Origin of the sequence: Chromobacterium alticapitis (assembly GCF_002924365.1) — a bacterium.
Lineage (GTDB): Bacteria > Pseudomonadota > Gammaproteobacteria > Burkholderiales > Chromobacteriaceae > Chromobacterium > Chromobacterium alticapitis.
The window spans coordinates 23,838-45,732 of the sequence record NZ_PQWB01000055.1; the positions used below are offsets into that span (position 1 = coordinate 23,838).

Annotated in this window: 21 protein-coding genes; 8 read left to right on the forward strand and 13 right to left on the reverse strand. The window is 54.1% G+C overall.

Annotated elements, in window-relative coordinates; genetic code table 11:
* Positions 1–35: 35 nt before the first annotated feature.
* The 6 genes from C2I19_RS13770 to cyoA form a co-directional block, all read right to left on the reverse strand.
* A complete protein-coding gene (locus C2I19_RS13770) occupies positions 36–1,451 on the reverse strand; it encodes an MFS transporter (RefSeq protein WP_103903268.1) in 1,416 nt (471 codons plus the stop codon).
* A gap of 743 nt (positions 1,452–2,194) precedes the next feature.
* A complete protein-coding gene (cyoE, locus tag C2I19_RS13775; protein ID WP_103903269.1) occupies positions 2,195–3,106 on the reverse strand; it encodes a heme o synthase in 912 nt (303 codons plus the stop codon).
* Positions 3,107–3,117: 11 nt separating this feature from the next.
* Positions 3,118–3,438, reverse strand: a complete 321-nt coding sequence (gene cyoD / locus C2I19_RS13780) for a cytochrome o ubiquinol oxidase subunit IV (protein ID WP_103903270.1) — start codon at positions 3,436–3,438, stop codon at positions 3,118–3,120.
* Positions 3,438–4,049: a cytochrome o ubiquinol oxidase subunit III gene (gene cyoC / locus C2I19_RS13785; RefSeq protein ID WP_103903271.1), complete on the reverse strand. Its 612-nt coding sequence runs from the start codon at positions 4,047–4,049 to the stop codon at positions 3,438–3,440. Before cyoC ends, cyoD begins: the two co-directional genes overlap by 1 nt.
* Positions 4,050–4,064: 15 nt before the next feature.
* Positions 4,065–6,107 carry a cytochrome o ubiquinol oxidase subunit I gene (gene cyoB, locus C2I19_RS13790; protein ID WP_103903272.1) on the reverse strand — a complete coding sequence of 681 codons (2,043 nt, stop codon included), beginning with the start codon at positions 6,105–6,107 and terminating at the stop codon, positions 4,065–4,067.
* A gap of 6 nt (positions 6,108–6,113) precedes the next feature.
* Positions 6,114–7,055, reverse strand: a complete 942-nt coding sequence (gene cyoA / locus C2I19_RS13795; RefSeq protein ID WP_103903273.1) for a ubiquinol oxidase subunit II — start codon at positions 7,053–7,055, stop codon at positions 6,114–6,116.
* A 909-nt stretch (positions 7,056–7,964) separates the two neighbouring features.
* Here cyoA and C2I19_RS13800 point away from each other — a divergent pair.
* The gene (locus tag C2I19_RS13800; protein ID WP_103903274.1) at positions 7,965–9,302 is read left to right on the forward strand and encodes a tyrosine-type recombinase/integrase; all 1,338 of its coding nucleotides are present in this window, start codon (positions 7,965–7,967) and stop codon (positions 9,300–9,302) included.
* A gap of 55 nt (positions 9,303–9,357) precedes the next feature.
* Here the strand turns inward: C2I19_RS13800 and C2I19_RS21780 are convergent, their stop codons facing one another.
* A complete protein-coding gene (locus tag C2I19_RS21780; protein ID WP_146056815.1) occupies positions 9,358–10,434 on the reverse strand; it encodes a hypothetical protein in 1,077 nt (358 codons plus the stop codon).
* Between the two features lie 398 nt (positions 10,435–10,832).
* Between C2I19_RS21780 and C2I19_RS13815 the strand changes: the two genes are divergently transcribed.
* Positions 10,833–12,302 (forward strand): YfjI family protein, encoded by a 1,470-nt coding sequence (locus tag C2I19_RS13815; RefSeq protein ID WP_103903276.1) that lies wholly within the window; start codon positions 10,833–10,835, stop codon positions 12,300–12,302.
* Positions 12,303–12,503: 201 nt separating this feature from the next.
* Here C2I19_RS13815 and C2I19_RS22005 read toward each other — a convergent pair whose 3' ends face one another.
* The 5 genes from C2I19_RS22005 to C2I19_RS13835 form a co-directional block, all read right to left on the reverse strand.
* Positions 12,504–12,671, reverse strand: coding sequence for a hypothetical protein (locus C2I19_RS22005; protein WP_158253708.1), 168 nt, complete (start codon positions 12,669–12,671; stop codon positions 12,504–12,506).
* Between the two features lie 75 nt (positions 12,672–12,746).
* On the reverse strand, positions 12,747–12,923 hold the full coding sequence (locus C2I19_RS13820; protein WP_199181179.1) for a rubredoxin: 177 nt from the start codon (positions 12,921–12,923) through the stop codon (positions 12,747–12,749).
* Positions 12,910–13,632, reverse strand: a complete 723-nt coding sequence (locus tag C2I19_RS13825; RefSeq protein WP_158253709.1) for a cytochrome b/b6 domain-containing protein — start codon at positions 13,630–13,632, stop codon at positions 12,910–12,912. The genes C2I19_RS13820 and C2I19_RS13825 overlap by 14 nt, the downstream gene beginning before the upstream one ends.
* Before the next feature lie 2 nt (positions 13,633–13,634).
* The gene (locus C2I19_RS13830; protein ID WP_103903279.1) at positions 13,635–14,144 is read right to left on the reverse strand and encodes a diheme cytochrome c; all 510 of its coding nucleotides are present in this window, start codon (positions 14,142–14,144) and stop codon (positions 13,635–13,637) included.
* A gap of 12 nt (positions 14,145–14,156) precedes the next feature.
* Positions 14,157–14,561 (reverse strand): DUF1924 domain-containing protein, encoded by a 405-nt coding sequence (locus C2I19_RS13835; protein ID WP_103903280.1) that lies wholly within the window; start codon positions 14,559–14,561, stop codon positions 14,157–14,159.
* Between the two features lie 131 nt (positions 14,562–14,692).
* Here C2I19_RS13835 and C2I19_RS13840 point away from each other — a divergent pair, with 131 nt between their 5' ends.
* The 6 genes from C2I19_RS13840 to C2I19_RS13865 all read left to right on the forward strand — a co-directional run bounded on the left by C2I19_RS13840 (position 14,693) and on the right by C2I19_RS13865 (position 21,473).
* Positions 14,693–15,049, forward strand: a complete 357-nt coding sequence (locus tag C2I19_RS13840; protein ID WP_103903281.1) for a PepSY domain-containing protein — start codon at positions 14,693–14,695, stop codon at positions 15,047–15,049.
* The gene (locus C2I19_RS13845) at positions 15,046–15,705 is read left to right on the forward strand and encodes a response regulator transcription factor (RefSeq protein WP_103903282.1); all 660 of its coding nucleotides are present in this window, start codon (positions 15,046–15,048) and stop codon (positions 15,703–15,705) included. The genes C2I19_RS13840 and C2I19_RS13845 overlap by 4 nt, the downstream gene beginning before the upstream one ends.
* Positions 15,706–15,761: 56 nt before the next feature.
* Positions 15,762–17,135 (forward strand): sensor histidine kinase, encoded by a 1,374-nt coding sequence (locus tag C2I19_RS13850; protein ID WP_199181177.1) that lies wholly within the window; start codon positions 15,762–15,764, stop codon positions 17,133–17,135.
* 3 nt (positions 17,136–17,138) lie between these two features.
* Entirely contained in the window at positions 17,139–19,436 is a 2,298-nt protein-coding gene (locus tag C2I19_RS13855; RefSeq protein WP_103903284.1) for a heavy metal translocating P-type ATPase, read from the forward strand.
* Positions 19,437–20,497: 1,061 nt separating this feature from the next.
* Entirely contained in the window at positions 20,498–21,091 is a 594-nt protein-coding gene (locus tag C2I19_RS13860) for a YagK/YfjJ domain-containing protein (RefSeq protein ID WP_103903285.1), read from the forward strand.
* A 73-nt stretch (positions 21,092–21,164) separates the two neighbouring features.
* The gene (locus C2I19_RS13865; RefSeq protein WP_103903286.1) at positions 21,165–21,473 is read left to right on the forward strand and encodes an H-NS histone family protein; all 309 of its coding nucleotides are present in this window, start codon (positions 21,165–21,167) and stop codon (positions 21,471–21,473) included.
* 69 nt (positions 21,474–21,542) lie between these two features.
* Here C2I19_RS13865 and C2I19_RS22505 read toward each other — a convergent pair.
* The coding region (locus C2I19_RS22505) for a hypothetical protein (RefSeq protein WP_233201197.1) at positions 21,543–21,895 on the reverse strand (353 nt) is incomplete at its 5' end.

The following is a 21,895-nucleotide window of genomic DNA, read 5'->3' on the forward strand; positions in this document are numbered from 1 at the left end:
TCTCCTTGTAATCTCTTTGTCCTGGACTGCGAAAACTACAGCTTCTCCGTCGCCAACCGGCCTTCCGGCGCGCTGCGCATCCGCGCCAGCTTGCCGACCAGCAGCGCCGCGACCACGAAAGCGCCGGCCGCTGTGCCCAGCGCCCAGGCATAGCCCTCAACCGCATCCGCCCGCAGCGCGGCGACCGACATGAAGATGGCCATGCCCAAGGTCGGTCCCAGCTCCATCGCGGTATTCATCACGCCGCCCGCCAGGCCGGACTGATGCGGCGGCACGTCACTGGTGGCGATGACGGCCGAACTGGCGAACATCATCGCGGTGCCGATGGGCAGCACGATCAGGCCCGGCAGCAAATCGGTCAGATAGGCGGAATGGCGGTCCAGCCCGGCCAGCAGCGCCAGACCCACGGCGCCTATCGCCAGACCGCCCTGCAGCAAGCGAGTGGCGCCGATGCGGCCGGTCAGCGGGGCCGCGATGCGGCTAGAGGCGATCAACACCAGCAAGTAGGGCAGGAAGCCCAGGGCGGTCCACAGCGGCGTCCAGCCGCGCACCTGTTGCAGGTACAACGACCACAGGAATGACACCGTGCCCATGCTGGCGGCCGCCAGCATCACGCCGATCAGGCCTGCCAGCCTGCGCGGCGCGATGAAGCCCGGCGGCAAGAGCGGCGAGTCGGCGCGCCGCTCCACCATGAAGAAAGCCAGCAATAGCGCCACGCCGACCAGCAAGGGCAGCATCACGCCGGAGGACAGCCAGCCGGCCTCGCCGGTCAGGATCAGGCCGTAGCTGGACAGTGAAATGCCGGCCGTGGCCAGCACCGCGCCGCCCAGATCCAGCCCCTCCGCCCCTCGCCGTTCAGGCGAAGCCGGCAGCCAGGCGCGCTGCACCAGCAAGGCGAAGGCGCTGACCGCCACCGGCACCATGAACATCCAGCGCCAGGACAGCCAGGTGATCATCACGCCGGAAATCACCGTGCCGGCCGTGGCGCCCAGCACGGAAACGCTGCCCCAGCTCGCCATGGCGCGGCCGAAGGCCGCCGGCTCCGGAAACGCGCCGCGCAGCAGCGACAGCGCCGCCGGCGCCACCATGGACGCGCCCACGCCCTGCAGAAAGCGCATGGCGATCAGCGCGAGAAAGCTGGGCGACAACGCCGCGGCGGCCGACGCGCCGCCGAATACCAACAGCCCCGCGATGAAGACCGGCTTGCCGCCGAAACGGTCTGCCAGCCGGCCGCCGAACAGCAGCAAGCCGCTGAATGCCAAGCCATAGGCGGCGTTCACCAAGATCAGCGACGCCGTGTCCAGTCCAAACTCCTTGCCGATGTTAGGCAGCGGCACCGCGACCAAGGTGATGGCGAAAATCAGCGTCGCCTGCACGATGGCCAATGTGAAAAACGCTCTGCGCTGCCGCGCAGCATGGGCATAAGATGCCCCACCATCTTGTGAAATCACGAATCACTCCTCAAATTGAAAATTCCACAGCACAAAAATCCACAAAAAATCCAAACTCGATTTGATCAAAACCAATCAAACTATAAATAAATTCATTGAATGTTTGATGAATATCCTCGCCCGTGTCAATTGCATATCACTTTTTCTGCTTAGGGATCATGGCCAGCCACCTTGTCATGCCTCATTGCCTGTGATACCGGCCAACCGCATGAACAGACTCTGCTATCCGTAATTAAAATTCACCGCGCCTAGCGCCCAGAATGAGAGGCAATAGCAATGCGAGCTGTTCTGCCCACCGGACTCGCCAGCCGCGTCTCAAGCGCGCGGGTCGATGCGCACCTGCCTGCCGGATGTTGCGCAAAAACCGCAAAAATCAGACATAAATGACCAGTGATATCTGGTCTTTAGATCAGGGCAGAGCATGGACGAGCGACACAACATCGTTATCAAAATGACGTCGCCCATGCAGGCCTACGCACAAGACAAAGATTAAGAAGCGAGGATTGGGGAAGCGGAAAGCGACGGCAGTTTGCCAAGCCATTCGCTGGCATGCCGGAAGCGGCATCGCCGCGCGCATCAAAGCGCAGTCGCCGCGCCGTTCAAACGCGCGCGCCCTAGGGGAGGGGATGGATTTGAGAACACGACGCAACCGCGGGCAGACGCGGCCAAGCGGCGGCGGCGCATGAATGCAAAACGGGGAGCCGCTTGCGCGACTCCCCGTGGTTTGAGCGGTTCTTTCCGGCTCAGTGCTGCATGCCTGCGTCCGCGGTCAGGATAGGCCGATGGCTCTCGCCCGGCGTCTGGCCATCCAGCGCCATCATCACGCTCAGCGAGGTGATGGTGATGATGGAGAAGAAGAACACCTGGCGCGCCCAGGCGCGGTCATCCACCTCGCGCTTGTAGCCGGACAACGCCATCTTCAACCACCACAGGCTGGTCGCGCAGGCCACGGCCAGGTAGCCGTAGCCGGCGTAGCCGCCGAACACCAGCATCACGGTCGCAACCGCGAAGGCCAGGATATAAAGCACGATCTGCTGCTTGGCGGCGGAAATGCCCTTCACCACCGGCAGCACCGGGATGCCGGCCGCCTCGTAGTCCTTGAAGCGGAAGATGGCGATCGCGTACGAATGCGGCATCTGCCACAGGCTGAACATCACCAGCAAGATGGCCGCGCCCATGTCGAAGCGTCCGGTGACGGCGCAGTAGCCAGCCACCGGCGGCACCGCGCCGGACAGGCTGCCCACCACGGTGCCGTACACCGAGTTGCGCTTCATATACAGGCTATACACGCCCACATAGATGATGAAGCCGAACAGCACGCAGCCGGTGGCCAGCGGATTGGTGCCGAACCACAGCAGGGCGAAACCCGCCAGGCCCAACAGCACGCCGTGCGCCAACGCCGCCTTGGTGCTCATCGCGCCGGTGACCAGCACCCGTTTCTGGGTGCGGGCCATCTTGGCGTCGATGTCCTGGTCTATGCAGTTGTTGATCGCGCAGCCGGAGGCCACCACCAGCGACAAGCCGATGACGGTGGCCGCGAGCAGCCACCAGTCAACCGAACCCTGCGCCGCCAGCAGGAAACCGCCGGCGGCCGAGATCAGGTTGCCGAAGATGATGCCCGGCTTGGTGACCTGAAGATAGCGTTTGAACTTCAACTCGTCCGTCCTTAGCGCATCATCAGCGAGTCGGCGGTGTAGATGATCCAGATCGACAGGCCGACCAGCAGCACGATCACCATGCCGGTAAACAGGAAGGAGAAGCTGTTCAGCTTGCCCTCCTTGCTGAAGTCCAGGTGCAGGAAGTACTTCAGATGCACCACGATCTGCACCACGGCCAAGGCGAAGATGCCGATCAGCGTGGCCTGCTTGGTGAAGGCGCCGCCCATCACCATCCAGAACGGAATGGCGGTGAGGATCACCGACAGCATGAAGCCGACTACATAGCTTTTCACGCTGCCGTGGTTCTCATGCTCATGCGCGTGACTCATCACATGGCTCCTTTCAGGTAGACGACGGTGAACACGCAGATCCACACGATGTCGAGGAAGTGCCAGAACAGCGACAGGCAGTTCAGGCGGGTCATGGCGCGGCCGGTCAGGCCGGTCTTGGCCACTTCCATCATCATCACGGCCATCCACAGCAGGCCGCCGGTCACGTGCAGACCGTGCAGGCCCACCAGGCCGAAGAAGGCAGACAGGAAGGCGCTCTTGTTCGGGCCGTTGCCCTCGGCGATCAGATGATGGAATTCATTGATTTCTAGGCCGATAAAGGCTGCGCCGAACAGGAAGGTCACGAACAGCCAGCCCAGCACGGCGGACTTGTTGCCCTTGTGGCCGGCGATCATCGCGAAGCCGTAGGTGATGGACGACAGCAGCAGGGCCGCGGTTTCCACCAGCACATACGGCAGCTCGAAGATTTCCTTGCTGGAAACGCCTTCGGCCACGTTGCGGAACAGCACCGCATAAGCCGCGAACGCCGTCGCGAACAGAATGCAGTCGGTCATCAGGTAGAACCAGAAGCCCAGGACAGTTTGCTTGCCGCTGTCGTGGTGCTCGTGATCCTCATGCGCGCCATGCGCATCTTTTACAATTGTCGTCATGTCAAATCCAGCCTGTTACGCGGTCGTGGTCGGACGAGCGGCCTTCTTCGGCTTCGTCTGATCGCGTTCGGTGTAGTTGTCCACATCGATGCCCAGCTTCTCGAAGCGGGCGCGCTCGATGGCTTCCACTTCATCCGGCTGCACGTAGTAGTCCAGGTCGTTGTCGTAGGCGCGGGCCAGCATGCTGCCGATGATGCCCAGCAGGCCAACGATGGCCAGCCACCAGATGTGCCAGATCATCGCGAAACCGAACACGGTGGAGAACAGGCCGATGAAAACGCCGGCCGAGGTGTTCCGCGGCATGTGGATAGGCTCGTAGGACTTCGGCACCGCGTAAGCCACGCCCTTTTCCTTCATGTCGGTGAAGGCGTCGATGTCGTGCACATGCGGCAGCTTGGCGAAGTTGTAGAACGGGGCCGGAGAGGAAGTGGACCATTCCAGGGTATGGCCATTCCACGGGTCGCCGGTTTCGTCCTTCAGCTCATTGCGCTTGATCACGCTGACCACGATCTGCAGCAGCTGGCAGCCGATGCCGGCGGCGATCAGCAGCGCGCCGAACAGGGCCACGTACAGCCACGGTTCGTATTCCGGGTTGGTGGTGTAGTTCAGACGACGGGTCATGCCCATGAAGCCCAGCACGTACAGCGGCATGAAGGCGAACATGAAGCCGATCTGCCAGAACCAGAACGCGGCCTTGCCCAGCTTGGGCTCCAGCTTGAAGCCGAACACTTTCGGGAACCAGAAGGTGAAGCCGGCCAGGTAGCCGAACACGGCGCCGCCGATGATGGTGTTATGGAAGTGGGCGATCAGGAACAGGCTGTTGTGCAGCACGTAGTCCGCGCCCGGCACGGCCAGCAGCACGCCGGTCATGCCGCCGATGGAGAAGGTCACCATGAAGCCCAGAGTCCACAGGATCGGGGTTTCAAAGCGCAGGCGGCCCTTGTAGATGGTGAACAGCCAGTTGAACAGCTTCACGCCGGTCGGGATCGAGATGATCATGGTCGCGATGCCGAAGAAGGCGTTCACGTTGGCGCCGGAGCCCATCGTGAAGAAGTGGTGCAGCCAGACCATGAAACCCAGGATGGAGATCGCGCCGCTGGCGTAGATCATGGACTTGTGGCCGAACAAACGCTTGCCTGCGAAAGTGGAAACCACTTCCGAGAAGATGCCGAAGGCCGGCAGAACCAGAATGTAAACCTCGGGGTGGCCCCAGGCCCAGAACAGGTTCAGGTACATCATGGCGTTGCCGCCCGCTTCCGCGGTGAAGAAGTGGAAGTCGAGGTAGCGGTCCAGCGTCAGCATGGCCAGCGCGCCGGTCAGGATCGGGAAGGAGGTGGCGATCAGCACGTTGGCCCAGGTGCAGGTCCAGGTGAAGATCGGCATTTCCATCAGCTTCATGCCAGGCGCGCGCATCTTGATCACGGTCACCAGGAAGTTGATGGCCGTCAGCGTCGTGCCCAAGCCTGATAACTGCAAGGCCCAGATGTAGTAATCCACCCCCACGTCGGGACTGAAGCCCAGCTCGGCCAGCGGCGGATAGGCCACCCAACCGGTGCGGGCGAAGTTGCCCACGCCCAGCGACAGGTTGACCAGGATCACAGCGGACACCAGCAGCCAGAAGCTCAGCGAGTTCAGGAAGGGGAAGGCCACGTCGCGCGCGCCAATTTGCAGCGGCACCACGATGTTCATCAGGCCGGTCATGAACGGCATCGCCATGAAGATGATCATGATCACGCCGTGGGCGGTGAAGATCTGATCATAGTGTTCCGGCGGGAAAATGCCGTGCCCGCCGCCGGTGGCGACAGCCAGTTGGGTACGCATCATCAGCGCATCGGCGAAGCCGCGCAGCAGCATGATCATGGCGACGATGATGTACATCACGCCAATTTTCTTGTGATCGACCGAGGTCAGCCACTCTTTCCAGAGATAGCCCCACTTGCCGAACTTGGTGATGAGCGCGAACAGCATCAGCCCCATCAGGCCGGCGCCTCCCAGCGCCCCCATGATGATGGGCTCATGGTACGGGATCGCGTCCAGAGTCAGTTTACCTAACCACATTAATCATTACTCCTTGACGACCCGCGGGGTGATCGCGTCGCACAGTTCTTTGGTCATCTTGGCCAGCTTGATCGCATCATCGCTTTCCGCCAGCGACGGACGGCCAGCCATGTACTTGTGCAGCACGGCTTCGAACAGGTATGGCGTAGTGGCCGAGTAATAAGCTACCGGGTTCTTTTCGCTAGGCTTCAGCAGCCGCAAGTAGTTCGGCGCGTCCAGCGTCTGGCCGGAGGCCTTGACCTTGGCCACCCAGGCGTCGAACTCGGCCGGGGTCTTGGTGGCGATGGCGTTGAACTTCATGCCGGAGAAGCCGGCGCCGCTGTAGTTGGCGGAGAAGCCGTGATAGGTGCCCGGCTCATTGGCTTGCAGATGCAGTTGCGTCTGCATGCCTGCCATAGCGTAGATCTGGCCGCCCAGCTGCGGGATGAAGAAAGAATTCATCGCCGCGTCGGAGGTGATCTTGAAGCTCACCGGCGTGCCGGCCGGGAAGGCTAGCTCATTGACGGTAGCGATTTGTTGTTCCGGGTAGATGAACAACCACTTCCAATTCAGCGCCACCACCTGCACCTGGATAGCCTTCTTGTCCGACTCCAGCGGACGGTACGGATCCAGTTTATGGGTGGTATGCCAAGTCAGCGTCGCCAGGAAGGCGATGATGAGGCAGGGGATCAGCCAGACCACCAGCTCGATCTTGGTCGAATGCGACCATTTCGGCTCGTAGGCGGCGTCCTTGTTGCTGGCGCGGTATTTCCAGGCGAAAACCAGGGTCATCACGATCACCGGGATGACGACCAGCAGCATCAGCGCGGTTGCCGTGATGATCAGGGACTTCTGCTCGGCAGCTACCGGGCCCTTCGGGTCAAGAATACCGCCTTGACATCCGGAGAGCAGCAGTGCGAAGAGCGGAGAAAGCCCCCACAACAGGCGGGAGGGTCTATGGTTTCTCATCTTACGACTTTACGGGTTAAAAATCCTTCAACGCGCCGATGCGCAACGGGCGTTGCGAGCCACGCTCCAACGCCAGCGAAATGTCCAGCAAACAGCCTCCCCTCCCCCATGCGGGGAAAGAAACGCCGTCAGGCGAAACAACAGGTTTTAGGGCTCGCGGAATCCGCGATTCGCCGGCGCGCGCCCGTTTCCACGGCGGACCCGCTCCGGGCGGAGGCGACTCCACAATCGCCCCCAGTCGATGACGTGACAGCTGAAAACCCACTGTCCGGGTGAGCGCCGGCAAGCGGCGCGGGAAGACAGGCATTCGGCAAACACAAACATCCCAGCTCGACCCGTCCCGTCTGCGGCAAATCGTCGCAGCGCGCGCGTCAAGCGGGCGTATTAAAAACAGTTTTGCCTGATATTTCAAGGGCCTTGATGCAGATCAAGGGCGGACGAGCCAAGACTATGCCATGTGATTGACCATGATCAATATGCATGCGCGGCAAAAACTATAACGGGGACAATGGTTTAAGACATTGTCCTTGCCATGTTTGCGCGCTGCCGGCAGTTGCAATTCGTTACAAAAATCCACTCGCTAATTCAATCACGGCAAAGCGCGCTTGCATCGCGATGCGCAGGACGCGCGCGGAAGCGGAAATGCAAAAAGCCGAATCGATAAACGATTCGGCTTTTTTAATTTGGTTGCGGGGGCAGGATTCGAACCTACGACCTTCGGGTTATGAGTCCGGGAAACCATTGGATGAATCGGCGGGGTTAGACGTAGACAGAAAAGACAACTTATTGTTTTAAAAGAAAAAAGTTGAAATCATCTCGTTGACAGGCAGGTACCTGCATGGATGCAGTTCCAAGCAATCCGCTTACAAGCTGGTTACACGCTATCACTAGACCCCGAGATAACAACACATGGCAAAGATTAATTTCACCTCTTCCCGTATCGACTCCTTCAAGTGCCCTGACGACAAGAAACAAGCCTTCCTTTGGGATACCCGCGCTCCCGGCCTTGGTCTTCGCACTACGCCTCAGGGCTCAAAGTCGTACATCTTCCAGGGCAAACTTCTTCAGCAAAGCATCCGCGTCACCATTGGCGACCCGAGAGCGTGGAGCATCGAACAAGCACAGGATGAAGCTCGACGCTTGCAAAGGCTCATCGACGGTGGCCAAGACCCCAGAGCCGAGCGCACCGCCCGGCTCCTTGCGGAGCAGCAACGCCAAGCGGAAGCCAAACGCCAGCACGTGACGTTGGGAGAAGCCTGGGAGGTATATATAAGGATACGCCGGCCCAAGTGGTCAGAACGACACTACCTAGATCATGTTCGCTTCGCCGAGCCAGGCGGACGCCCTGCTCTGCGCGGCAAGAAGCTGATCTCACCCGGCCCGTTGGCCCCAATGCTCTCGCTAACCCTCCCTGAACTGACACGGCCAACTATATCAGCATGGCTCGAAAAGGAGGTGGAAACTCGAGCCGCCCAAGCCCGTCTTGCATTCTCTGCCTTGTGCGCGTTCATCACATGGTGCGAAAGCCAAGAAAAGTACGCAGGCATGGCTGACCTAAACATCTGCACCAACCGTCTATTAAAGGAGATCATCCCCAGGCAAAAACCCAAGCAAGACTGCCTTCAACGCGAACAACTTGTCTCTTGGTTCCAAGCAGTCCTCAATCTGGAGAATCCTGTCCACTCAGCCTACCTGCAAGCCTTGCTTCTGACGGGTGCCAGGCGTGAGGAAATGGCAGCACTCCGCTGGGACGAAGTGGACTTTCAATGGAAATCTCTCAAGCTTGCCGACAAGATTGAGGAGGATGGCCGCGAAATTCCGTTAACACCCTACTTGGCATCGCTCCTGCTAGATCTCAAAATTCGGAACGAGACCCCTCCGCCTGCTCATATCCTTGCCCGCTGGCGCAAGCAGGGCAAGGAATGGCAGCCCTCAGAATGGGTTTTCTCAAGCCCAGCATCAGCTGATGGGAAAATTGCCGAGCCCAGGATCTCCCACAACAAAGCCCTGAAAGCTACAGGCCTTCCACATCTCACCTTGCACGGTTTACGCCGAAGCTTTGGCACACTTGCAGAATGGGTGGAGTGCCCAACCGGAGCCGTGGCGCAGATCATGGGTCACAAGCCAAGCGCCATAGCGGAGAAACATTATATTCGTAGACCATTAGACCTACTGCGTGTTACCCATGAAAAGATTGAAACCTGGATATTGAAAGAAGCAAAGATATATCAGGCGGATGATATTTAACTCAACAACTAAGGGCTGGCATTCAGCCCTTAGTTTTTTACAAACACAATGATAGCTAAAACTTACCAGCGTTTATTTTTTTGTTCATTTCCCCTTGCCATCCTTTGAATTTATCATGCGTCACCACTCCATTTTCACTCAAAGATTCCGCCGAAATTTCAGCCATAACTTTCTCAACCGCCTGATCAATTGTCCTCACCCCTTTACGCGCATCCCAACACATCAGCCCAACCAAGGCTGGCTCAATCTGCTCAAGACCAATCACCTCTCCAGCAATGCTCTTAGACAACGCAAACAAATTCTTAAGCCACTCAAGCATACTCTTAATTTTTTTATTTTCATCATCACGATTAGAAAAATATAAATCTACGCCAAAATCAATCCTATCAAGCTCTTTATGAAATCCTATATATTTCATGTACTTAGCCGTACTAATAACATCATCCCGCAATAAACCATGCAACTCATTTATTCTATCTGACTGACTCATCCTAGAAAAATAACTAATTAGCCAAGGCGTTGCAACTGGGAACGGATCGTCGTCTATAGAGTTTTTAGAAATCACACTTCCTCCCCAATCGTCATCAAACCCTTCTTCGATAATAATTTTATTAGCATTAACAATCCATTCTCTTTTAGGCTTCCCTATATTTCTTTTCTCTACACGCCTCCACCAAGAATAAACACTACTCACATCCCCCTCTGCTCGAGCTCCTGCCAAACAAAACTGACTTAACCGGGGAAGATTATTGATACACTTAATAATTTCATGTTTGTATTTTTCTAAAGTATTCAACAAAAAATCTTTATATTTAGGCTTATCCTCAACATGAAATTTCACACCAGGAGCTATGCTTTCAAATACCTCACTCCATTTCATTCCAAATTGAACTTTAGAGATTATCACTTTTGAAGTGTTGCATATATCCTTCTCATAGCCACACATCTCTTCCAACTGGTCAATTTCACTTATTATTTTCAATAACCTATCAACGTATTCTGATTTTAATTTTCTTTCGTGCCTGATACAAATCTCATATTCCAAGAATGTTTTAATTTCATTCTTAACAAAAAAATCTTCCTCCGAAGGAACAACTCCCCCACCACAATCAGACATAACTGTCAACCCCACTTGTTTTGAAATAAATGCTGGGGCTGCTTAAATCCCCTCGCACCACCATCATTCGTCGCCATGCACTACAGAGCCTCACAGCTCCCGGTGATTGTGCGAAACCCAGATGTCGCACCGAGCCCAAGCTCTCCCAGCCTCCGTGCCCTTCACGAGCTGGATGCAGCATATACCATCAACAAGGGGATAATCATGACTTACCCAACTAAATGCCAATACACAGTCCGTCCCACCCTTTCTACCGATGAGTTCGCCAAAGCTGTCGGTCTGCGATCACCCAGCATCCGGAAATCATATTCGCGCAAAGGACATGCCCTTGGAATTCAACCAATAAAGTTGCCTAACGGCAAATTGCGTTGGCCTCTGGATAAAATTGAACAGCTGCTGACGGGAGCACAACAATGAAAACGCACTCTCAACAAAGCCGCTTTCCTATCGAAGCACTACCGCGATCCATGCGTGCAGCGGTGCTAGAGATACACAAGGAGACTCAGATTTCACCCGCCATGGTGGCAACCTTCGCAATCGCAGCCGCATCTGAAGCGGTGCATGGAACAGCTGTGTTACGGATGCACAATGGACAACTCAACCTGCTGTCTAACTGGACACTGGTTCTCGCTGAAAGCGGCTCAGGTAAATCACCCACCATCCAAAAACTGCGACAGCCAATACTTCAGTTTGAAACTGAAAATTACCGACAGTATCAAGAGAAATTGAAGCAATATCAAGCGAGCCACGAAAGCTGGAAAGTTATTAAGGGTGAGCTAGCTAATAAAGTTAAAAAGAATATCCGTGATGAAGACGACCCAACCTCCAGCCAGGCTGAATTGACTGCTCACATTTTAAATGAACCTGTTCGGCCTCGTTTGATTAAGTTGTCTTACTCAGACACAACAATCCAAGCATTCTTTAATGGATTATTTGAAAATTGGCCTAGTGCTGCTTTGGTTAGTGATGAAGCATCGGCATTTTTTAATGGAACCATGGCTAGCAGCCTAGCTCAACTCAATCAGCGGTGGGAGCTTAGTCCACTATCAATTGATAGGCGCAGCAATGTGGAGCAGATATATGTTGAAGATCCAAGAGTAATGCTGAATTTAGCGATACAGCCAGATCCTTTTGAGAAATATTTGAAGCGTACTGGTAATGAAGCACGTGATCTTGGCTTTTTAGCGCGGCTACTAATTTGTTACGCAGATGGTAGTGAGCCCTACTATTCCTTTAACCCTGACCATTACCTACCCGATGCAGTTCATCATTTCCATGTAAGAATTCATGAACTACTAACTCAAATCAACATGCCGTCGAAAAAGAACAATGGCAAGGTTGAGATTAGACTAAGTGATGAAGCCGATTTTTTCTCTGAAGGGAAAGCAGCCCTCATCAGAGAAAACTGTCAGCTAGGGAATGAACTATCTCAAGTAAAGGACTATGGTGCCAAACTACACAGACACTTTATTAGACTAGCGGGTGTGTTTGAATATTTTGACACAGGGGAAATGGAAGTCAGTCTAAATACAGCAGAAAATGCTTTTAAAGTCGCTTGCTGGTATACAAGAGAATACATGCGCCTTTTCAAGCAACCAAACAACATGGACAGTATAACTAGCGATACATTTACCGTATCCACATGGCTAAGAAAACGCAACAATCGTTTTATCAGAAAAAATGATTTAAGGAAATTTGGTCCTATAAGAGATTTAAAAAGGATCAATTTTGCCCTAGACAATCTTCTTTATACTGCAGAGATTGAAATATTCACATACAAAAAAATTTCAATCATTGACAAGCAACCACATTTAGCACGAAGTCAATTTCAATGCGAAAATGAAATTTTTAGGTGGGGTGGCGGAAAATTCGATATGTGTTAATACTCCACTAACAACACAAGCCTATTAGAATTATAAGTTTTGATGGCCAGCAGACACTGGCCATTCAAATTTAAAATACCTAAGTGAAGCGAGATATCGATAAAAGAACACTGATCGCTGTTTGGCCAAAGTAGACTATCACCTTTTTGAGCCTAAACTACCGCAACCGTGTAGAAAGCAACCAGGCTCATCAGATGACCTTCACGATGCCTCGTTTTGAGTTTGCTGCACGGTTGGTATGTTGATGCTTCCTGTAGCAGGAATCAGATGCTCCGGTGTGTGCAAGAACACCAGAAAAACCAGTGGCATGATCGTAGCCAATACGGTGCCAACAAATTGGCGGATGAAATGATCCAGTTCCGGGTGCATGATTTGCTCCTCATTGATGACGGTACCCAGCCTACTCGTATGCTGCTGAATGGAAGCTGAACACTTGTTTCAGTTTCAAAACGACCGCAGGACAAAATCCTGCTTGGCAACACCACACTCCGGACAGCGCCAGTTGTCTGGAATCCCTTCCCAAGTCGTTCCTGGCGCAATACCCGCCTCTGGCAGACCGGCAGTCGGGTCATAGATCATGCCGCAGGCTTCGCAGAGATAAAGTTGTTCAGTCGTATTCATCATGCTGCCTTTCTGATGAGGTGTATTGCTGGTCAATCAAGCTACCGGGGGATTGCCACGAATAGGTAACGAAGCACACCGCTGCGATCAGAATCAGCATGGCAAGCCAGGCATGATTGTGCTTTGCCAGATCGGGTCCGCGCCCTGGCACCCGCCCGGTCAGCATGGGGCGGATCAGGTTTTGCCTGCGCAGGAGCGAGCCTAACAGCACCAAACCAAGATGCAGAGCAATCAGGGCCAGCATCAGATTGGCCATTAACTCGTGAGACTCGGCGATCCATTCGGGGCCGTCGAGATTGCTGAAATAGCCGCTGAGGGTCAGCGGGATGATATTGAGCCAGAGCAGGACCACGAGTAAAGCCATCAGCCCTTGTTGTAGCGGCTTCAGGCACTGCGTTAGCCCTTGCTGCCTCTCCCGCCAGAACAATAGTCCTGAAAGAGGGGCGACGCGTTTAAGCCAGTTGGAGAGTCTGGCCTGCCGCGGCCCCAAGAGTCCGTAGAGCAGTCGGAAAAGCAATAGGCCTGCCAGGGTGTAGCCAAGCGTAATGTGCAACGCACGCCAATGTTCGCTCTCGGCAGTCAGCCAGGCCCCGGCAAACGCGAGCGAGCTCAAGCAGTGGAACATACGAATCGGAGCATCGATGACTCGACGTGTATTCGTTTCTTGCACAGGTTGGGGTGTCAACGTGCAATCTGCTTCTGGGTTCATGATTAGTCTCCCTGAAACGCGTTGCGCTGCAGCGGGGATAACCCCGCCGGCAGTTTCAGATTGTCGTCGCTGAAACGCCCCCGTTCCGCGCCAACATGGCATGCCTGGCAATTAGCCGCGCTCTTGACGGAAGGGAGTCGCCAGACAGCGTCCTGAATATTGGCGTGCTTGCGCTGAAACCAGTTGCTGCTGGTTATCCGGTCATGCGGGGGGACCTGGCGTGCATATTTGTCTTGCCCACCGTTGTCTTGCAGCCAACTGGCTATCAGCTTGACACTGGCAGGATCGATACTGGCATCGGTACCAAAATGCTTGTCCAGTCTTCCCATGAGACGATGCCATGACTCAGCAGGGAGTAGACCCGGCGGATACGCCAGATGGCAGGCCGCACACTCTTGCTGATACGCCTTGGGGACATTGGCTGGCATGGCTCGGCCACTATCCGCCAGTAGCACCGGGCTCAGGATGAGCCCCGCCAACGCAATCAACATGAAGGTTTGTGACTTTTGCATGGCGGCCACTCCTTAGCGTCGCAGGCTGATCAAAAATGCCAGCACATCGGCTTTTTCCTGCGGGGTGCACTCTCGCCTCAACACATCGTTGCAATTGCGCCGGAACCATTTGTCGGTTTTTGCCTGATCCGTCAGGGAGGCGGGATTGAATGCGGGTGCCAGTGGCTGCAGGATTTTTCCTGTTCCTGCATGCTTGCCCTGGGCTGTAGGCGGATTGCCATGGCAGGAGGCGCAAGACCATTGTTCGCCATGCTTCTGGGTGAAAAATTGTTGGCCCCGCGGTGCCTGACCAGCACTACCAGCCAACTGGCTCCAGTGCTGCAGCTGATTCGCGGCGGTCGTATCACCCGCATGAGCGACCGTCTGAAGGAAAAGGCTGAGCGTGGCGAGCTGAATCAGCCTGGTGAGTGTGTGCATGGCGTCCTCCCTGTCTATTGATGCGGCTCAATTTGCCAGAGACGTATTGAAGGCAGTCTGAAGAGAACGTTCATCTTCCGTTCAGCTAGATTGGGATAGGGTGGCGACAGTCCCAACGGAGGCGGTTCAACATGAAGTGGTTTTCGATTGCAGGCTATTTACTGCTTGGCGGCATGCTGGCCACGTCGAACTGTTTTGCAGACAGCGATCAGGATGTGGCACGCGAAGCGGTTCGTGCCGGCGAGATACTGCCCCTGAATGAGATCATGAAGGTGGTGCAGCGAGATTTTCCGGGCAAGCTGCTGGAGGTGGAGCTAGAGCGCAAGGGGCCGCTCTGGGTGTACGACATCAAACTTCTGCAAAATGACGGAGTGGTGCGAAAAATGCGCTACAACGCCAAAACGGCAGTATTGCTCGGGTCAAAGATCAAGCCTGCAGGCAAGGCTCGAAACGATTTATCGGCAAGCGAGGCTGGAGAAGGCTCATGAAGCTGCTATTGGTGGAGGATGAGCATACCTTGCGTCAGACATTGGCCCAGGTTTTGCGGGCGAATGGCTATGTCACCGATGAGGCTCACCATGGCCGTGAAGCCTGGTTCATGGGGGATACCGAGAGTTACGACGCCGTAATTTTGGATCTTGGCCTGCCCGAGATGGATGGAATTTCCGTCCTGAAACGTTGGCGCCAGAATCATCGTGTCATGCCCGTGCTGATTCTGACGGCAAGAGACAGCTGGCATGAAAAAGTCGAGGGTATGGATGCCGGAGCGGATGATTATCTGGCAAAGCCGTTTCATACAGAGGAATTACTGGCCAGAATTCGAGCCTTGATTCGGCGCGCCCATGGCCTGGCATCCCCATTGTTGAATTGCCAGGGAATTTGCTTGGATACCCGAAGTGGCAAAGTCAGCTTGGATGGGGCCCCTCTTACGTTGACGCGCCATGAATATCTGGTGCTCGAATACCTCATGCATCGACCAGATGCCATAGTCTCGCGCAGTGAACTAACCGAGCATATTTATGCTCAGGATTGTGACCGCGACTCCAATACGATCGAGGTTTTTATCGGTCGATTACGAAAAAAACTGCCGCAAGGAGTCATTGAAACGATACGTGGTCTTGGCTATCGACTGAACAAGGGGTGAGCATGCGGTCTCTTTCGCTGAACTCGTGGAGAGATAGCTTACGTTGGCGACTACTCTTGGCCACCGCGGTCTGTATCCTGCTCGCGATTTTGCTGACAGGTTGGTCGCTGCAAAAGCTGTTTCATGAGCATGTCGATCGACAGATGGCACAGATGCTGTCCTGGCAGCTTGATCAACTCACCGCACAACTGGAGCTGGATGCCCAAGGCCAGCCGATCATCGATCCGGCACATCTGTCAGATCCCAGACTATCCCGGCCTTATGCGGGCTTGTATTGGCAAATCGACCAACTGACCCATGGCCAACTACCCCTGCCCGGGCGCCTGCGCTCCCGCTCGTTATGGGATGAAACACTGCGCTTGCCCACTGACGCCAGCACCAGTGGCCAACCCCATGTTCATGAGATCCCCGGACCTGCCGGTCAGCACTTGATGGTCGTCGAAAGGACCATCCGTTTGCCTGGTGATGATCGACGACAATGGCGCCTCATGGTGGCGGGCGACATGGCGACCATCGAGGAGGCCAAGAGTGCGTTTTACGGCATGCTGTCGCTGGGGCTGGCCGTGCTGTTCGGCTTATTGATACTCGCGGCCTGGGTCCAGGTGCATGTCGGCCTCGCACCCATGCGGGGATTACGCCAGGCCCTGCAAGCCATCCAGTCAGGACACACCTCTCGCCTGCAAGGCCGATTTCCTCAGGAAACGCAGCCATTGGTGGCGGATTTCAATACGATTTTGCAACGCAATACCGAACTGATTGAGCGGGCGCGCACCCAAGCGGGCAATCAGGCGCACGCGATCAAAACACCGCTAGCGGTCATGCGACAAGCGGCAGAACAAACCGGCCAGTCGCACCCTGAAGTCGCGACATTCACGCAACTGATTCACGAGCAGGTTGATTTGGCGAGTCGGCAAGTGCATTGGCACCTTGCTCGGGCGCGTGCCGCCGCTGCCGCAGAGATACCTGGACACGCCGTGGAGATCGGGCCCGTCATTCAAAGTCTGCTGCGCACTATGCAGTTGGTTCATGCTGATCGCCACCTGTCTTTGTGCTGGGACCTGGAAAACGGCTCACTGCGATTTGCCGGAGAAATACAGGACTTACAGGAAATGCTGGGAAATCTGCTCGACAATGCTTGCAAATGGGCGCACCGCCAGGTCTCCGTCAAAGTGATCAAACAGGGTAGGCAACTGGTCTTTGTCATTGAGGATGATGGTTCAGGCATCGCCCCCGAAGCGCTTGAGTCGGCACAACGGCGCGGGGTGCGTCTGGATGAGGCGGTGCCAGGCAGTGGCCTGGGCTTGTCCATCGTGACGGAGCTCGCCCATCTATACCAAGGAGAGCTTCAGTTGATCAAGAGCACATCCGGTGGCTTACAAGTACGGTTGTCTTTGCCAAGAGTGACAGACGCGGGCGACAAGGAGAAATAAGCCATGAAAAACAATCCATTCTGGTTGGGTATCATACTGCTGGCTTTTCCCTTGCTTGCCTTGTTACTGCATGCCTTTAATTGGCTTTACGCCTGGGGGCAAGATACGGCGGTGTTGCTGATGCTCTCTACTGCCCCAGCCTTACTGCTATTGATCTATGAAACGCTGCGATCATTGCTCAACAGGCAATTTGGGGTGGACCTCCTAGCGATCCTCTCGATGGCTGGTGCGCTCTGGATGGGAGAGTCGGCCACTGCCGCAGTGATTGCCGCCATGACGGCAACGGGCCGGTTGCTAGACAGTTATGCCAAAGGCCGTGCTGAAAGGGAAATGACTGCCCTGTTATCCAAAGCGCCACGCTTTGCGAACAGCCTGGTCGGTGACGATATTCGCGTGATTCCAGTTGAATCCATTCGACCCGGTGACTTATTGCTGGTAAAGCTAGGCGAAACCATTCCGGTGGATGGTCCGCTCATCAGCGAGCGGGCGGTGCTGGACGAGTCTTCACTGACTGGTGAGTCTTTACCCATGACCAAAGAAGCCGGCGCCCTGTTACTCAGTGGAGCAGTCAATGCAGGAGACGCGCTGCAAATGCGTGCCGCCCGAGTGGCAACTGACAGCACCTTCCAGGGCATCATCCGCGTCGTGGAGCAGGCCAGTCAGTCTCGAGCCCCAGCAGCGCGCATGGCAGACCGCTACGCAGTGTGGTTCATTCCTTTTTCTCTTGTCCTTGCCGGCCTTGCCTGGCAATGGAGTCATGACCCGGTTCGCGCCCTGGCAGTACTGGTCGTGGCCACCCCGTGCCCGTTGCTGCTAGCCGTCCCGGTCGCTCTGGTCTCTGGCATTTCCCGCGCCGCGCAACGAGGTGTCCTGATCAAGGGCAGCGCCGCGCTCGAACAGCTAGCGCGGGCGGATCACCTGTTTTTTGACAAAACCGGTACGCTCACAGGCGGCTCCGCCAAGCTGATGTCGATTCAAAGTTTCGACCCTCGTTTTACACAGCAGGATTTACTCAAGCTGGCCGCCAGCCTGGACCAGTTCTCCTGCCACGTCATCGCCAGCGCCATTCTGCAGGCTGCGCACGAACAAGGCCTCGGCCCCTTGGCCATGCCGGAATCGGTAAAAGAAGTGGCCGGTTCGGGCCTGAGCGGGGTGGTCAATGGCCAGCAGGTTTGCTTAGGGACACTGGACTTTGTGCTGAACCATTCACATGCCGGCAGTTGGCTGGATTCGGCGCGTCAAGGCCTGTTCATCGAGAACGCCACCGTCGTCGCAATCGCGGTCGATACCCAATTGATAGGCTGGCTACTGCTCTCAGACCAACTCAGGCTTGAAACGCCCAGAGCCCTGCGTATGTTGCGTAAGACCGGCGTGCGCGAAATCGTCATGCTGACTGGCGACAAGCAAGATGTCGCCGAAAATATTGGCACAGGACTGGGGGTTGACCGGGTGGAAGCCGAACAGACCCCTGCCATGAAGCTGGCGCACATTACGGAGGCAACGGCTTACCATACGACGATGATGGTCGGGGATGGGGTGAACGATGCTCCAGCCCTGGCGGCGGCGAGTGTTGGAGTTGCCATGGGGGCTCGCGGCGCCGCCGCTGCTGCGGAAAGTGCCGATGTTGTTCTGCTGACTGACCGGCTTGACCGATTGGCAGAGGCCAAACGCATTGCAGTGCGCGCCATGCGCGTGGCCTCAGAAAGTGTCTGGCTGGGAATGGGGCTATGCGGCGTGGCCATGATCATGGCTGCATTAGGGCTGCTGCCGCCGTTCGAGGGAGCACTATTGCAGGAGTTGATCGACCTGCTTGCAATTCTCTCGGCATTACGGGTATTGACCAGCCAATTGACCCGCCCATCAACCAAGACTATGAGTGCCGAGCAGGTTACAGCACTACGAGAGGAGCATCGTCATTTGCTGCCACTACTCCAGCGCCTGACGGAAGTTGCCGCCCAGTTCCCGCAAGCCAATCAGGCAGAGCAACGCACGATCCTTCAAACATTGCATGGTCAATTGACGCAAGACCTGCTCTCCCATGAGAGGCAAGATGAACAAGGTTTGTATCCAACCGTGACGACCATGCTGCAAGGGGATGACCCCTTGGCTGCCTTGAGCCGTAGTCATCAGGAGATTTACCGGGAGGTCAGAAAACTCGGACAATTGTGCGAACTACTGCAAAACACCCATGAAGCAGGGCACTCCATTCAGGAAGTCCAGCGCGTGTTATATGGTCTGGAGGCAATACTTCGGCTGCATTTTGCACAAGAAGAAGAGCTATTTGGCAGCCTGCAAGCTTAGTTAAGGATTAATATTTATGTCATTAACCAAAACGATATATTTTCTCGTTTGATACATGTCTGGCGATGTAACGCCTAGGTCAGCCTAATTATCCCTAGCTCAAACAAAATGGGCTGCTGCGCTAAATATCACAACCTGAATCGCCCCTATTTTACTAGATAAATTCCTGGCTGCTTCAAATAGGAGGCAGTCATTTAATCGGCCGTCGGGCGCCTACTTTGGTTGAGAAGCAGCCTTCGCCACAAGTAAAACCAGCTGCCCAATTTGAGTCTAGATCAGCTGGCTACTACCCTGACAGATACCTCAACGCTTTAATCATTGAATGGATCGCTGAAGCAAAAGTTGCTTCAGAAGTGCAGAAGTGCAAAGTGTGCATCTACCCTCCCCTAACATTTTACCTCCACATTCCAAGCTAATCCCATCAAAGCTGGCATCACTCCCAATCCTCTTATTCTCCAAAAACAGCATTGAACAGTATCATCGGAAGCTATCCACGCGACTATACACCTCTAGGCCTTGACCATAGCCAAAAAATCTTATTTACTGCCTCCACTTCACTTACCCTCTGAAGGAAACTGTTAGTTGATTGGCCCTTACGGCCTAAGCGACCACTTAACTGTGGAATTGATTAGCCCTTAACAAAATATCTCTGTACATTTATTAAACAATAAACATCAATAAATCCATCTGAAATGGAGGTGTTTTACCCTGAATATCCCTAGCTACAAAGCCATTTTTACGCCTAGTAGAAACTGGTATATATTTACTATTGTATTTAATAGTAGTTATTGTTTTATTTAACAGTAGCGAAGTAGATTTATCAGAAGTCACAGATCAGTTACCTAACAACAGAGATTAATCTAGTTCTATCACTAGATTAAAATCTCTCTTCGCCATTACCCGATCCGTTACGCTGTCTATTGCATAAGCAGTAGCGGTGGGCCAACTCACTATCTAACCAAATCTCAGTGCAGGACTGAGCCTATGCAATAACGCAAGTACTATTAGTTTGCTCGATCAACCACTCTCCTATCCAAAAATACATTACCCGAGTTATTGCTATGCTGAATCAAGATCTGCTCATTAATCAATCGACCACCAATCAACATCCGCTGATAGAGAGTTTAAAACAAAATGGCTACAAACGTGTTCTAGCGATTCGTGTAGACCTAGGCATGAGAGAAGAGTATCAGCTTAGTTGCAGCTTCATTGAGCTTCAAGAATACAGAAATAGGCTATGGAACAATAGACGGCATAATAAAATATTCCAGCACTGCATTGGGTGGATCTGGAAAATAGAATACACTTATGAGTGCAATTATCACTACCACTGCCTATTCTTATACGATGCTGACTTTGTCCAATCAGATGTTTTCTACGGCGATGAAATTGGAGAGTACTGGGCGAATACCATCACGAGAGGAAAAGGCACTTACTACAACTGCAACCGCTATAAAAACCAGTACAAACGCCTTGGCATTGGAAAGATCAATTTGAATGATGCAGAAGAGCTAGACAATTTAAATAACTCTGTCATCTCTTATCTAACCAAAGAAGATGAACTCATTCGAGATGCAGTCTATCAAGATGGTGCAGCCATCGGAATATCAGCTAAAAACTTCCGTACCAGTGGATATAGCAACAATTTCAGTTAAATAAACAAGCCTTGCCACTTGACTTGCTTAGTATGCTTCGATTTAATAGCATCATTACCCTAAGGAGTTAATGATGGATTATCAATCGCTGAGCTTTACCGAACTGCAAGACCTGCTTGTACAGATCCAAGCAGAGCTCAATCAACGTGAGAAGGCTGAAAAAGCCGAGGCTAAGAGCAAGATCCTTGAGCTGGCTAAAGCTCATGGCTTGTCTTTGGATGACTTGTTCAAGCAGACTGAGAGCAAAGTTAAGAAGCCGGTAGAGGCAAAGTACCGTCACCCTGCTGATACTTCCCTAACTTGGTCTGGACGCGGTCGTAAGCCGCTGTGGGTGCAGGAATTGCTGGAGCAAGGTAAGACACTGGAAGATCTGGCTATTTAACTCGATGTGCATCTCAATAAAATGGCCAGCTCAAGTGCTGGCCATTCTCATTAAATCAGCTTTATTTTTCTATTCATTCTTTAGCCTAGGCTGACTCCAAGATCGACTAGGGCCAAGCATTCTAGGAAATTTTTCTTTCATCAACGCAGAGTCAATCAATGCCTGACCACGCCATGAAATCATCCACTGGCATAACTCCCTTGCATTATGAACCATGCATAATGGTTGTCTCATCTCGTTCCGTACGAAATCCATAAAGAACCCAGGATTAATCAGCGAAGCCTCCCTTAACTCATAGCCATCATCGTCATAAGCAACCCAATGCGAGTAAGTAATCACGAAAAATTGATTTGAAACTTGTCGCCATAACCACCAAGCAGCGCCGAGATCTCTGCATCCAGCGTTTCGCGGGTCCACGTGAT